Source organism: Rhodococcus parequi (genome assembly GCF_046042785.1).
Lineage (GTDB): Bacteria > Actinomycetota > Actinomycetes > Mycobacteriales > Mycobacteriaceae > Prescottella > Prescottella parequi.
Genome location: NZ_JBDLNV010000001.1, coordinates 764,764 through 778,090, shown reverse-complemented (window position 1 = coordinate 778,090; position 13,327 = coordinate 764,764). Strand labels below are relative to the sequence as shown.

The 13,327-nt window shown below is 69.6% G+C and carries 16 protein-coding genes; all 16 read left to right on the top strand.

Annotated elements, in window-relative coordinates; genetic code table 11:
- Positions 1–2 precede the first annotated feature (2 nt).
- The 16 genes from gvpO to ABEU20_RS03635 all read left to right on the top strand — a co-directional run bounded on the left by gvpO (position 3) and on the right by ABEU20_RS03635 (position 13,324).
- Positions 3–302, top strand: a complete 300-nt coding sequence (gene gvpO, locus ABEU20_RS03710; RefSeq protein ID WP_420163015.1) for a gas vesicle protein GvpO — start codon at positions 3–5, stop codon at positions 300–302.
- Positions 299–727, top strand: coding sequence for a gas vesicle protein (locus ABEU20_RS03705; protein WP_420163014.1), 429 nt, complete (start codon positions 299–301; stop codon positions 725–727). The genes gvpO and ABEU20_RS03705 overlap by 4 nt, the downstream gene beginning before the upstream one ends.
- Complete coding sequence (locus ABEU20_RS03700) at positions 714–1,496, top strand: GvpL/GvpF family gas vesicle protein (RefSeq protein WP_420163013.1); 783 nt, start codon at positions 714–716, stop codon at positions 1,494–1,496. Before ABEU20_RS03705 ends, ABEU20_RS03700 begins: the two co-directional genes overlap by 14 nt.
- Positions 1,493–1,690 (top strand): gas vesicle protein GvpJ, encoded by a 198-nt coding sequence (gene gvpJ / locus ABEU20_RS03695; RefSeq protein ID WP_420163012.1) that lies wholly within the window; start codon positions 1,493–1,495, stop codon positions 1,688–1,690. The genes ABEU20_RS03700 and gvpJ overlap by 4 nt, the downstream gene beginning before the upstream one ends.
- A gap of 68 nt (positions 1,691–1,758) precedes the next feature.
- Positions 1,759–2,022 (top strand): gas vesicle protein K, encoded by a 264-nt coding sequence (locus ABEU20_RS03690; RefSeq protein WP_420163141.1) that lies wholly within the window; start codon positions 1,759–1,761, stop codon positions 2,020–2,022.
- A gap of 41 nt (positions 2,023–2,063) precedes the next feature.
- Complete coding sequence (locus ABEU20_RS03685) at positions 2,064–2,951, top strand: glycosyltransferase family 2 protein (protein WP_420163011.1); 888 nt, start codon at positions 2,064–2,066, stop codon at positions 2,949–2,951.
- A complete protein-coding gene (locus tag ABEU20_RS03680) occupies positions 2,948–3,841 on the top strand; it encodes a glycosyltransferase family 2 protein (protein ID WP_420163010.1) in 894 nt (297 codons plus the stop codon). Before ABEU20_RS03685 ends, ABEU20_RS03680 begins: the two co-directional genes overlap by 4 nt.
- Positions 3,842–3,941: 100 nt before the next feature.
- A complete protein-coding gene (locus tag ABEU20_RS03675) occupies positions 3,942–4,943 on the top strand; it encodes a glycosyltransferase (RefSeq protein ID WP_420163009.1) in 1,002 nt (333 codons plus the stop codon).
- 3 nt (positions 4,944–4,946) lie between these two features.
- Positions 4,947–6,164, top strand: a complete 1,218-nt coding sequence (locus tag ABEU20_RS03670; RefSeq protein ID WP_420163008.1) for a glycosyltransferase — start codon at positions 4,947–4,949, stop codon at positions 6,162–6,164.
- Positions 6,161–7,168, top strand: coding sequence for an NAD-dependent epimerase/dehydratase family protein (locus ABEU20_RS03665; RefSeq protein ID WP_420163007.1), 1,008 nt, complete (start codon positions 6,161–6,163; stop codon positions 7,166–7,168). The genes ABEU20_RS03670 and ABEU20_RS03665 overlap by 4 nt, the downstream gene beginning before the upstream one ends.
- A complete protein-coding gene (locus ABEU20_RS03660; RefSeq protein WP_420163006.1) occupies positions 7,165–8,793 on the top strand; it encodes a carbamoyltransferase family protein in 1,629 nt (542 codons plus the stop codon). The genes ABEU20_RS03665 and ABEU20_RS03660 overlap by 4 nt, the downstream gene beginning before the upstream one ends.
- Positions 8,790–10,325: an HAD-IIIA family hydrolase gene (locus ABEU20_RS03655; protein WP_420163005.1), complete on the top strand. Its 1,536-nt coding sequence runs from the start codon at positions 8,790–8,792 to the stop codon at positions 10,323–10,325. Before ABEU20_RS03660 ends, ABEU20_RS03655 begins: the two co-directional genes overlap by 4 nt.
- Positions 10,322–11,410 carry a glycosyltransferase family 9 protein gene (locus tag ABEU20_RS03650; protein ID WP_420163004.1) on the top strand — a complete coding sequence of 363 codons (1,089 nt, stop codon included), beginning with the start codon at positions 10,322–10,324 and terminating at the stop codon, positions 11,408–11,410. Before ABEU20_RS03655 ends, ABEU20_RS03650 begins: the two co-directional genes overlap by 4 nt.
- Before the next feature lie 32 nt (positions 11,411–11,442).
- Entirely contained in the window at positions 11,443–11,883 is a 441-nt protein-coding gene (locus ABEU20_RS03645; RefSeq protein WP_420163003.1) for an ATP-binding protein, read from the top strand.
- Positions 11,880–12,659, top strand: coding sequence for a SigB/SigF/SigG family RNA polymerase sigma factor (locus tag ABEU20_RS03640; protein ID WP_420163002.1), 780 nt, complete (start codon positions 11,880–11,882; stop codon positions 12,657–12,659). Before ABEU20_RS03645 ends, ABEU20_RS03640 begins: the two co-directional genes overlap by 4 nt.
- Before the next feature lie 224 nt (positions 12,660–12,883).
- On the top strand, positions 12,884–13,324 hold the full coding sequence (locus ABEU20_RS03635; RefSeq protein WP_420163001.1) for an STAS domain-containing protein: 441 nt from the start codon (positions 12,884–12,886) through the stop codon (positions 13,322–13,324).
- The last annotated feature ends 3 nt before the right edge of the window (positions 13,325–13,327 follow it).

Genomic DNA, 13,327 nt, shown 5'->3' with positions numbered 1-13,327 from the left:
CGATGACCGAACCGCGAGACCCCGACGAGCACAACGATCTCACTGCACCGCAAGCGGCCGCCGAAGCTGCTCGCCAGATCGCCGCACTCACCGGGCGGACGCCGATCGGAGCGGTTTCCGTCGCGCCGAGCGACGAGGGCTGGTCCGTCGAGGTGGAGGTCGTCGAGGACCGCCGAATTCCGTCGTCCTCCGATGTTCTGGCGATCTACGTCGTCGTCCTCGACATGGACGGAATGCTGCTGTCCTACCGGAGGAGCCGTCAGTACACGCGCGGTCGGTCCGAGAAGGGTGCACAACAGTGACGATGTCCGGAGGCGGTTCGAACTACCCACAGCAGTACAGCCAGGGTCTCGGCGGCGCCGGCCACGAACCGGCCAACCTCGGCGACATCCTCGAACGGGTTCTGGACAAGGGCATCGTCATCGCCGGTGACATCCGGGTCAACCTCCTCGACATCGAACTGCTGACCATCAAACTGCGACTGGTGATCGCGTCGCTCGAGACCGCTCGCGAAGTCGGCATCGACTGGTGGGAACACGACCCGTGGTTGTCCGGAGGCAACCGGGACCGGGACCGGGACCTGGAACTCGAGAACGAGCGTCTGCGCTCCCGCATCGAGGCTCTCGAATCCGGTGAGGGACGCGTCGCGGACCTGACGCCCGGCTCGCAACCGGCCGTGCACCCCGCCGAGGCGCTCGCGGAGGAGGAGCCCGGTGACGACTCCTGACGACGGCGTGTGGGTGTACGCGGTGACCACCGAGGAACCGTTCCCCGGCGGAATCTCCGGCATCCGCGGGGTGGCCGGTGAGGAACTGCGGACGGTCACCGGATCGGGCTTCGCGGCCGTCGTCGGCACCGTGCGTCTCGACGTCTTCGGAGAGGAAGCGCTGCGCCGCAACCTCGAGGACCTCGACTGGCTCTCCGAGACGGCACGCCGTCACGACGCGGTCGTCGCCGCGATCTGCGCCGGCGGCGCCACCGTGCCGCTGCGACTGGCGACCGTGTACTTCGACGACGATCGTGTGCGAACGATGCTGCGCGACAATGCCGACCAGCTCGGGGAGGCGTTGGAACAGATCACCGACCGTTCCGAATGGGGTGTGCGGGCCTACCTCGATCGTCCCCGCACCGAGGCCCGGGACACCGCCGACAAGCCCAACAGGCCTTCCGGGACGGCATATCTCATGCAGCGGCGGGCGAAGGTGGCCGCCCGGGAGGAGGCCGAGTCCGCCGCGGGTCGGCGGGCCGACGAACTCTTCGCCGAGCTGGCGCGGTGGGCGGTGGCCGGCGTGCGGCAGCCACCCTCTCCTCCCGACCTGTCCACGCGGCGTTCGCTGGAGATCCTCAATGCATCGTTCCTGGTCGACAACGACCACCACCGCGACTTCGTCACGGCGGTCGAGCACCTCGGCGAACGGCTCGACGACGTCGAGGTGACGCTCACCGGCCCCTGGCCGCCGTACTCCTTCACCTCCGTCGAGGCGGGTGTCCGATGAGCGGCGTTCCGGATCGGCGAATCGCGCTGGTCGATCTCCTCGATCGCGTCCTCGGTGGCGGCGTGGTGGTCGCGGGTGAGATCACGCTTTCGATCGCCGACGTGGACATGGTCCACATTTCTCTCCGCACCCTCGTGTCGTCGGTCAGTGCTCTCACCCCGCCGATCGACGGAACGCCGGAGACCGGGCAGTGAGCGACGGTCGACCACTTCCGAGCGACGATTCACCGTCCCGTCCGCGCCCCCCGTCGACGCGGCAACGGATCGACGCCGACCCCGAGTCGGTCGAACGGGGCCTCGTGGCACTCGTGCTCACTCTCGTCGAACTACTGCGGCAGCTGATGGAACGGCAGGCGCTGCGCCGGGTCGACGCCGGGGACCTCTCCGACGACCAGATCGAACGCATCGGAACGACGCTGATGCTGCTCGAGGAGAAGATGGAGGAGTTGCGGGAACACTTCGGCCTCGAACCGGAGGATCTCAACATCGATCTGGGACCTCTCGGACCGCTACTGGCGGACGACTGACACACCGGCGCCCCGAAGGTACCCATGATTCGGAGGTACGCATGACCCGCACCACCGTCGTGATCGCCACTCGCGACAGACCCGCCGAGCTCGCCCGGACACTCGACAGCCTCCGCGCCGACAGCCCCGCGACCCCGGTCGTCGTGGTCGACAACGCCTCCCGAGATCCTTTGCAACCCTGGTTGAATGCCCACCACGCCGATGTCGAGGTGATCCGGCTCGAGGAGAATCGTGGCGCGGCCGGCAGGACGGTCGGTGCCCGCCGGGCCGACACCGAATTCGTGGCGTTCTGCGACGACGACTCGACGTGGGATCCCGACGCCTTCGCGGTCGCGGAACGGACGTTCGACTCGTACCCGTCGTTGGCAGTGCTCGCCGCTCACACGCTCGTCGGGCCGCATCAGCGACCGGACGCGATCACCGCCGCTCTCGCCGCAAGCCCACTTCCGCATCCCGGACCGCTGCCCGGCCCCCGGGTGCTGGGCTTCCTCGCATGTTCGGCGATCGTCCGGCGGCGAGCCTATCTGGCGGTGGGCGGCTTCGACCCGTTGCTGCACTTCGCCGGGGAGGAACGAATGCTGTCACTCGATCTGGCCGTGCAGGGCTGGGATCTGTGCTATCTGCACAGCTTGGTCACGCGACACTATCCGTCGGACGTCCGTCCCCCGTCCGCGTGGCGCCGGCGCCGCGAGTTACGCAACGACACCCTCACCGACTGGATGCGCCGACCCGTGCGCGCTGCGCTCGGATCGTCCGCCCGCCTGTTCCGCCGGGCCCTCGCCGACGACTGCGCCCGTGGTGCCGTCCGCGACGTGGTCCGCCTGCTGCCCGTGGCCCTTGCTCGCCGACGGTCGCTGCCGGCCAATGTCGAACGCGACGTCCGACTGCTCGAGACCACACCGGACCCTCACCCGGGAGTGACACCGTGACCGACCGCGCCACCGTCGTCGTCATCACTTTCAATCGTCGCGACGAACTGAGACGGACCTTGCGGGCCATGACGTCACTGCCCGACGCCGTACCGATCATTCTGGCCGACAACGGTTCCGATGACGGCAGCGCCGCCATGGCCGAATCCGAGTTTCCCGACGTCACCGTGCTGCGACTACCGCGGAACCTGGGAGCGGCGGCACGCAACATCGCGGTGGAGCGGGTGACGACGCCGTACGTGGCGTTCTGTGACGACGACACGGTGTGGCAACCCGGGGCGCTCACGACCGCCGCCGACATCCTCGACCGCCATCCGGGGCTGGCCACCGTCACGGGCCGCTGCCTCGTGGCGCCCTCCCTCGTCGAGGACCCCCTCACCCCGGAACTACGCAATTCTCCCGTCGTCGGCCCGGATTGGCTGCCTGGGCCCGCCCTCCTGGGCATCATGGCGGGATTGACGATGATCCGGTGCCGGGCCTTCCGTGAGGTCGGCGGCTTCGAACCGCGGATGTGGCTCGGCGGCGAGGAGGAGTTGCTCGCGCTCGACCTGGCCGCCGCCGGGTGGTGGATGTGCTGGCGCGAGGACGTCGTCATCCACCACCGCCCCTCGACCGCCCGCGATGCTCGCCGACGCCGTCAACTCGGCATCCGGAACACGCTGTGGACGCTGTGGCTGCGCCGCCCCCTCCGCTCCGCCTTCCGACGGTCGATGCAGATCGTCCGGTCGGCCCCCGCCGACCGGTACACCGCGGGCGCGGTTCTGGAAGCTGCCCGGTCGCTGGCGTGGGTCGCACGAAACAGAACCGTCGTTCCGGACCGGGTGGAGGCCGGTCTCCTCGCTCTCGAGAAGACGCAGATCCACTCGTCGGCGCGGCGATACGTGGGCTGACCTGGGCTACAGCACCAGCTCACCGGCACGACGCGCGCGCGTTACCCACGATTACCTATCCATAGAGTTTGAAATTCGCGGAATCGGTAACCCTCCGTGCATGAGCGATCGGAGCGACGCGCGCAACATCCTCGTGTGGCACGTGCACGGCTCGTGGCTCGACGCGTTCGTTCGCGGCGGGCATCGGTACCTCGTCCCGACGCTGCCCGGGCACGGCCCCTGGGGGCGTGGCCGCATGGGCCGCGACTGGCCCGCGGAGGCCGTGGAGGTCGGGCCGAAGGACCTCGAGGACGCCGATGTCGACGTCGTGGTCGCGCAGAATCCCGGCGAGATCCCGCTGGCGGCGCGCTGGCTCGGCCGTACACCGGGCCGGGACGTCCCCCTCGTCTACGTGGAACACAACACCCCGGGTGGGCACGCTCCGACCACGCGTCACCCGATGGCGGATCGAGACGACCTCACGCTCGTCCACGTCACCCACTTCAACCGCACGATGTGGGATTCGGGCGGCACACGGACCCGGGTGATCGAGCACGGCGTGGTCGACCCGGGTGCGCGCTACAGCGGCCGACTCACCCGCAGCGCGACGATGATCAACGATCCGGTGCGACGGTGGAGGGCGGTCGGGACGGACCTGCTGCCGAGGCTCGCGGCGGCCGCGCCGATCGACGTATTCGGAATGCGCACGGGAGAACTGGCGGGCAGAGCCGACATCCCCCCGTCGGTCGCGGGCGGCGGCGACCTCGCCCGCGCGGACCTGCACGACGCGGTCGGTCGACGCCGCGTGTACGTGCACACCGCGCGATGGACCTCCCTCGGGTTGTCCCTGATCGAGGCGATGCTCCTCGGGATGCCGGTGGTCGCGCTCGCGAGTACGGAGGTCGCGGTCTCGGTGCCGCCGGAGGCCGGGGTCGCCGCCACGGACCCCGACCGCATGGTGGCAGCCCTCCGCCGCTTCGTCGACGACCCGGCAGACGCCGCCGAGACGGGGCGTGCGGCACGGGACTTCGCTCTCACCCGGTTCGCACTGAGCCGCTTTCTGCTCGACTGGGACGCCCTCATCGACGAGACAGCACGCCGACCACTGTGCGCCAGGAGGTAGCGAATGAAGATCGCGATGATCTCGGACCATGCCAGCCCGCTCGTCGCAATGGGTGGGGTCGACACCGGAGGACAGAACGTCCACGTCGCGGCACTGTCCGCGGCGCTCGTGCGTCGGGGTCACGACGTGGAGGTGTTCACCCGGCGGGACGACGAGTCCCTCCCGGAACGGGTCCGCTCCGAGGACGGATACGACGTGGTACATGTGCCTGCGGGGCCGGCGACTCGAATCCCCAAGGACGCGTTGCTTCCCCACATGCAGGAATTCGCCCTCGGGCTTCGTGATCGCTTCGCGCAGTCGCAGTTCGACGTGGCCCACTCCCACTTCTGGATGTCCGGCCTCACCGCGCGGCTCGCGAGCCGGGCCTGTGGCGTTCCGCTGGTGCACACCTTCCATGCGCTGGGCATCGTGAAGAAGCGCTATCAGGGCACAGCGGACACCAGCCCACCCGAGCGGATCCCACTGGAGTGCAAGATCGGCCAGAGTGTCGATGCGGTCGCCGCGACATGCTCGGACGAGGTGTTCGAGCTCGTCCGGATGGGCATCCCCCGCTCGCGCATCACCGTGGTGCCGTGCGGTGTCGACACCGAGGAGTTCCGTCCGGACGGTCCGCGCGCTCCCCACGGTGACCGGTTCCGCCTCACCACGGTGGGCCGGCTGGTGCGCCGCAAGGGCTTCGACGTCGCGATTCGCGCGCTCGCCGCGCTGCCCGACACCGAACTGGTGATCGCCGGCGGGCCGGTCGCGGGTTCGGTGCACGACGACGAGGAGGGGTGTCGGCTCCTCCGCCTCGCCGAAGAACTGGGAGTGCGGGCACGTCTGGTGATGCCGGGGCAGATTCCACGCGACCGCATGCCGGAACTGCTGCGATCGTCGGACGTCGTGGTGTGCTCGCCGTGGTACGAACCGTTCGGGATAGTTCCGCTCGAGGCGATGGCGTGCGGCAAGCCCGTGGTCGCGAGCGCGGTGGGGGGACTGACCGACACCGTCGTCGACGGGGTGACCGGTGTGCACGTCCCGCCGCGCAACGCCGACGCACTCGGGCGCGCACTGCGTCGACTGCTCACCGAGCCGGTGCAGTGCGAGCAGCTCGGGCATGCCGGCCGCGATCGGGCGGTGCAACGCTTCTCGTGGAACCGGGTGGCCGGGGAGACGGAGCGTGTGTATGAGTCGGTGCTCCGCGAGGCGGTCCCCCGAGCCGCCGGCGGGGTGGGCCGATGAGCAGGGCCGGCGGGCCGGGCCGACGCCGGGTCGTCGTCACGGGAGGAGCCGGGTTCCTCGGCCTCCACCTGTGCACGCGCCTGTCGAGGCGGGGAGATTCGGTGGTCTGTGTCGACGACTTCTCGACATCGGCGCCGTGGGCACGGTCGACACTCGACGCACTCGAGCGCGTGACCGTGGTCGACGGTTCCGTGACCGATCCGCCGCCACTGCCCCGCCGCGTCGATCTCCTGATCCATCTTGCGTGTCCCGCATCGCCGCGGGACTACCGGAACGACCCCGTCGGCACCCTCGCCACCGGTGGTCTCGGAACCCTCGAAATGCTCGATCGTGCAGCGGCATCGGGCGCCCGCTTCGTGCTGGCGTCGACGAGCGAGGTGTACGGCGACCCGCAGGTGCACCCGCAGGCGGAATCGTATCGAGGCAACGTCGATCCCGTGGGCCCCCGCAGCATGTACGACGAGGCCAAGCGTTTCGCGGAAGCACTCGCGTCCGCCTTTCGCCGCCAGTACGACACCGACACCGCGATCGTGCGCATCTTCAACAGTTACGGCCCCGGTATGCGCGCCGACGACGGGCGTATGGTGCCGGCCTTCGTCTGCGCGGCCCTCGACCGTCGGCCGATCCCCGTCGCCGGGACGGGACGTCAGACGCGCTCCCTGTGTTTCGTCGACGACACCGTCACGGGCATTCTGGCGATGGCGGACAGCCGGCACCCCGGGCCGGTCAACATCGGATCCGATCACGAGACGTCGGTCCTGGACGTGGCCGCCGTCGTCAATCGAATCGCGCGCTCGGACGCGGGTGTTCGCTTCCTGCCGGCGGCGCCCGACGATCCGCGCCGACGGTGCCCCGATGTCGAGCGCGCCCGTCGCCTTCTCGACTGGGCCCCGAGAGTGACGCTCGAGGACGGCCTGCGCCGGACCGTGGACTGGTTCGCCGGGATGGCGCGGACAGAGAAGGTCGCCGACGCATCGGCGACCACGCGAGGGGGTACGTCGTGAAGATTCTCGGTGTCAACGCCGTGTTCCACGATCCCGCCGCGGCCGTCGTCGACGACGGCCGGGTGATCGCAGCCGCCGAGGAGGAGCGGTTCACCAGGCGAAAGCACGGCAAACGGCCGTACGCCTTCTCGACGTGGGAACTCCCCGAGCAGTCCATCCGATGGTGCCTGTCGGAAGCAGGACTCACCGCCGGCGACTTGGACGTCGTCACCTACTCGTACGATCCCGCGCTGGTCGATCCCGGGCTGCCCGGCACCGAACGGGACTGGGAGTTCCTGCGCACCATGTACGCGCAACGATTTCCCGGATTCCTGACCACGGTCCTTCCCGACATCGATCCCTCGATCGTGCGATTCGTTCCGCACCACCTGACCCATGCCGCGTCCGCCGCACTCGCGTCGCCGCAACGCGACTGCGCGGTGCTGGTCGCGGACGGACGCGGAGAGGCCACGTCGTACCTGGCGGGCGAGTTCCACGACGGCAAGATGACCCAGCTTGCCTCCCAGGTACTTCCGCATTCGCTGGGGCTGATGTACGAGGATCTGACCGAGCACCTCGGATTCGCACGGTCGAGTGACGAGTACAAAGTGATGGCCCTCGGCGCCTACGGAACGCCGCGCTTCCTTCCGGAACTGCGGCGTCTGGTGACCACCACCGGGAACGGAACCTTCCGGATCGAACCGATCGACTGGGACTCGCTGGCCCCGCGGCGGCACCCGGGTGCCGAATGGACTTCCGCGCAAGCGGATCTCGCGTGCAGTGTGCAGCGACGGCTCGAGGACGTTCTGCTCGAGTTGGCGCGCTGGCTGTACGACCGGACGGGCAACACCCACCTCACGCTCGCCGGCGGCGTGGCATTGAACTGCGTTGCCAACACCCGTCTGCACGCGGAGGGGCCGTTCGACGACGTGTGGGTGCAACCGGCGTCGGGCGATGCGGGCACCGCGCTCGGCGGCGCGCTCCTGGCTGCCGCGGAACTCGGTGACACGCCGGAACACCGTCCCGGCTACGACCTGGGACGGAGCTGGAGCGACGAAGAACTCCGAGACATCCTGGTCGCCGCGGCGGTCCCCTTCGAGCGTCCGACGGACATCGCGGACACCGTGGCCGAGGCGCTCGCACACGATCAGGTGGTCGGGTGGTTCCAGGGCCGCGGCGAATTCGGGCCGCGCGCTCTCGGGCACCGCTCGCTGCTCGCGCACCCGACACCGGCCGCGAACATCGAGAGGCTCAACGCAGTGAAGGGCCGCGAACAGTTCCGGCCGGTCGCCCCGATGGTCGCGGTCGATCGCGCGAGCGACATATTCGGGCGGGGACCGATCCCGAGTCCCTACATGCTGTTCGTCCACGACGTCGCGCCGGAATGGCGGGATCGACTGACGGCGGTCACGCACGTCGACGGTACTGCCCGGATCCAGACGGTCGATCCGGGTTCGGAGCCGCTCGTGTATCGGATGCTGACCGCGTTCGAACGCAGAACCGGTGTGCCAGTGGTGGTCAACACGAGCTTCAACACCGCGGGCCGGCCGATGGTCGACTCGCCCGGCGACGCGCTCGAGTGCTTCGGAGCCGCACCGATCGACCTGCTCGCGATGGGGCCGTTCGCGGTACGGAGGCCGCGATGACCTCGGACGGGTTGCGCTACACCGTCGTCGTGCCGACGGTGTTGCGACCGAGCCTGCACGTGCTGCTGCGCGCCCTCGCGGAAACGACCGGTCCGCAACCCTCCGAGATCATCGTGGTGGTCGACCTGCCCGGCCACTTCGCTCCCCCCGACGGACTTCCCACGAGCGTGGCCGGGATCCCGGTGCGCCGGCTGTCGTCCGGCGGTCGCGGGCCCGCGGCCGCGCGCAACCGCGGGTGGTCGGCGGCCACGGAGCCATGGGTCGCCTTCCTCGACGACGACGTGGTGGTGTCCGACGACTGGGCCCGGCGACTCGTCGAAGACCTCACCGGCCTCGGGCCCGAGGCCGCCGCTTCCTATGCGAGCATCGAGGTGCCGACCCCGATCGGACGACGGCCCACCGACGACGAGCGGCGCACACTGGCCCTGCAGGATGCCCGATGGATCACCGCGGACGCTGCGATGCGCAGGTCGGCGCTGATGGCCGTCGGGGGCTTCGACGAGCGCTTCCCGCGCGCGTACCGCGAAGACGCCGACCTGGCGCTACGGCTGACCGACGCGGGATTCACCCTGCACGCCGGAGCACGCGTCACCACGCATCCGATCGGGCGCGCACGACCGTTCGGCAGTGTTCGTGCGCAGGCCGGCAACGCCGACAACGCGCTCATGCGGCGCCGGCACGGGCCGGACTGGCGCCGCACCGCGGGCGAGGGGCCGGGCCGGATCGGCCGACACGCGTTCACCACGGTGTCCGCCGGGCTGACCCTGGTCGCAGCCGTCTCGGGACGACGCCGGACCGTCGCTGCCGCGGCTGCGGCATGGCTCGCATCCACCACCTGGTTCGCGCTCGCGCGAGTCGCACCCGGTCCGCGCACCGTGCGCGAGATCCTCGACATGGTGGGAACCAGCATCCTCGTCCCCCCGGCGGCCGTCCTCCACCGGATCCGCGGTGAGATCGCGGTGTCGAGGAGCGGAACATCCATCCGTTCGCCCGTACTGGCAGTGCTGTTCGACCGGGACGACACGATCATCCACGACGTGCCGTACCTGTCGGACTTCCGTGGGGTCGACCCGGTGCCGGGCGCCGAGGAGGTCCTGGCGACACTTCGGGCCGCCGGGGTTCTCGTCGGTGTCGTGTCGAACCAGTCCGGGGTGGCACACGGGCGGATCACCGCGACGCAGCTCCGGGAGGTCAACGACGAGGTCGAGAGGCGGCTCGGCCGATTCGACACCTGGCAGATCTGTCCCCACGCCGGAGGCGCCGGCTGCGCCTGCCGTAAACCGCTGCCCGGGTTGATCTTCCGGGCGGCGGCAGATCTCGGTGTCCCCGTAGAACGTTGTGTCGTCATCGGGGACACGGGGGCGGACGTCGACGCCGCCCGCGCGGCCGGCGCGATCGGCATCCTGGTGCCCACGGATCGCACTCTCCGGGCGGAGGTCGATCGGGCACGCGCGGACGGCAGCCTGGCGACCGACCTGGCATCCGCCGTCGAGCTCGCCGGGCTCGGACGGGACAGGATCGTCGACTCGTGACCGGCACCCACACCCTCGTCGTACGTCAGGACAATCTCGGTGATGTGCTGCTGGCCGGCCCCTGCATCCGAGCAGTGGCAGCCGGATCCGATCGGGTCACGCTCCTCGTCGGTCCCCGGGGAAGCGCGGCGGCCGCGTTGCTTCCCCACGTCCACGAGGTCGTCGAATGGGAGGCTCCGTGGATCGACCCGGACCCGTCCTGGCCCGGCTCGGCGTCGCTACTCGATCTCGTCGATCGTCTCCGACGTCGCCGGATCGACCGCGCACTGATCCTCACCTCGTACCACCAGTCCCCGCTGCCGACAGCGATGCTGCTCCGAATGGCCGGGGTCCCGTCGATCGCGGCCATTTCCGACGACTATCCGGGGGCCTTGCTCGACGTGCGCCACCGACTCGACGCCGACGTCCCCGAGACCGAGCGAGCACTGGATCTGGCCCGCCGCGCCGGATACGAACTCGCTCCTGGTGACGACGGCAGACTGCGGGTGCGAGGCGACCTTCCCGACGTCGCCGCGCTCGTCGGGCCGGCGCCGTACGTCGTCGTGCATCCGGGAGCCTCGGCGCCCGCGCGGACCGCGTCGCCCGGATGGTGGGCGCGAACGATCCGGCATCTCGTCGCCCGTCGGCACCGGGTCGTCGTCACCGGTGGGCGCGGCGAATCGGCACTGACGCATCTCGTCGCCGCGGGATCCGCCGTCGATCTGGGCGGGCGCACGACGTTCGCGGAACTCGCCGCGGTTCTGCGAGCCGCGGAGGTGACCGTCGCGCCGAACACCGGTGCCGCGCATCTGTCGGCAGCCGTGGGGACACCGGTGGTCTCCCTGTTCGCACCGGTTGTTCCGGTCGAGCGGTGGAAGCCCTACGGCGTCCCGAGCATCGTGCTCGGCGACCAGCACGCCCCCTGCCGAGGCTCGCGGGCACGTCGGTGCGGCCTGACCGCGCATCCCTGCCTGGATGCGATCGGCCCGCGGGCCGTGAGCGATGCGGTCGCCGAACTGTGGACCACTTGCCAGGAGTTCCGTGATCCACGAGTTTGGAAACGAGGCCCCACGGGAATCCTCCGAACGAAGCCACCGACCGGATGAGCCCGTCAGGCCCAGTTTCGAAGCGAGGAGTCATGAGCGAAGCGTGCATCTCCACGAGCAGAAGCGAGGGGCCCGCACCTGTCGTGGAGCTTCGTACCCCTGCCGATGCCTCCCAACTGGCCCCGATCCGGGGGGTGTCGGCGTCACTGGCCGAGCAGTGCGACATGACACTCGATCAACTCGCCGATCTACGGCTCGCTGTCGACGAGGCCTGCAGCACGCTGTTTCGCATCGCACTTCCGGACAGCGACATCGTGTGCACCTTCCGGGTGAAGGCCGATTCCTTCCGCTTCGCCGGCTGTGTGCCGACCACCGGCGCGGAAGTGGACGGACACTACGAGCAGACGTTCGGTTGGCATGTCCTTCGCACCCTCACCGACGAACTGACGCTCCATCGCCACCACGGCAACGGCGACGGCCGAGCCTCCACCATCACGATTTCGTTCGCCATGGGGTGTGGGGAGACCATGTGACCCCCCGGACGGCGGACCGACCGGACGAGTACAGCGACGTGAAGCCGATGTTCGCGTCCCTGGCAGCGCTGGGCGAATCGGACCCCGCGCGCGCGGACTTGCGGCGGTCGATCATCACCCGCTGTCTGCCGCTCGCCGAACACATCGCGCGACGGTTCGACCGTCGGGGCGAGCCGTTCGAGGACCTGGTACAGGTCGCCAGCATCGGCCTCGTCAACGCCGTGGACCGATACGACGTCGATCGCGGGTCGGACTTCCTCGCCTTCGCCGTGCCGACGATCATGGGTGAGGTCCGACGACACTTCCGTGACACCGGCTGGGCGGTCAGGGTGCCCCGGCGCCTGAAGGAGCTTCATCTCGAGCTGGTCAAGGCGTCGTCGGGTTTGTCCCAGCGCCTCGGGCGCTCGCCGACCACCCGTGAGATGGCCGAAGAACTCGGAATAGGAATCGAGGAAGTCGCGCAGGGGTTGCAGGCCGCCAACGGCTATCAGGCCCTCTCCGTCGATGCGACCGTCGGTGGCAGTCCCGATCCCGGATCGACACTCGGCGATCTGTTGGGTAACACCGACTCGGACCTTGCCGGGGTCGAGGATCACGAGACGCTGCGGGTCATCCTGCAGGGACTACCGGACCGGGAACGCACCGTCCTTTTGCTCCGGTTCTTCGGCAATCAGACACAGTCACAGATCGCGGCACGCGTGGGGGTCTCCCAGATGCATGTGTCCAGGATCCTCTCCGACACGCTGTCCAGGTTGCGGGCGCAGGTGGAGCGATAGCCGCCGCTCCCGGCCGGAATACCCGTTTCGCGAGCCCGGAAAACCCGGGCGGATGCCGTCGGCCTGTACACGCGAGCCAGTCGGTGTTAGAAACGAGAGAGGTTGAGCACACAGCCTGTCCACATCAGAGACGGGCGCATCGGTGACCGTCGCTCGAGTGGTCGCCTCGGCCGAGTCTCGGGCGGGACGTCATCTCACTCGATTGCAGCGGATGGAGGCACGCCGTGCCTGATCTTCCCAGTACAGCAATGCTCATGGTCTGCACGTCCGAGTACGACGCCGGCGCTACCGCGACCCCCCCGACGGCGCTGGTGGTCGAGGTTCTCGTCGACTTGGACCTCAACACGACGGACAGCTTCCGTCGAGTATTCGCGGCTCTGCTCGGCGACCTGACGGCTGACGGGCAGGTGCCCGCGGATCCCATCGTGCTCGATCTCTCCCGTGTCGAGTTCATGAGCATCGACGCCGCGTCCGCCCTTGTCGACGCCAAGGACGCCGCGGCCCGAGAGGGTCTCGAACTGAGGCTCGTCACCGCGACGCGGGGCGTCGAGCACGCCCTCGCGGCCACAGGCGCGCGCCGATCGTTCGACTGTCATCCCACGGTGGGCTCGGCCCTGGCGTGCGGGTCCCGCGAGCCCGGCGCTTTGGCCGACCGCTCCTACTGACCG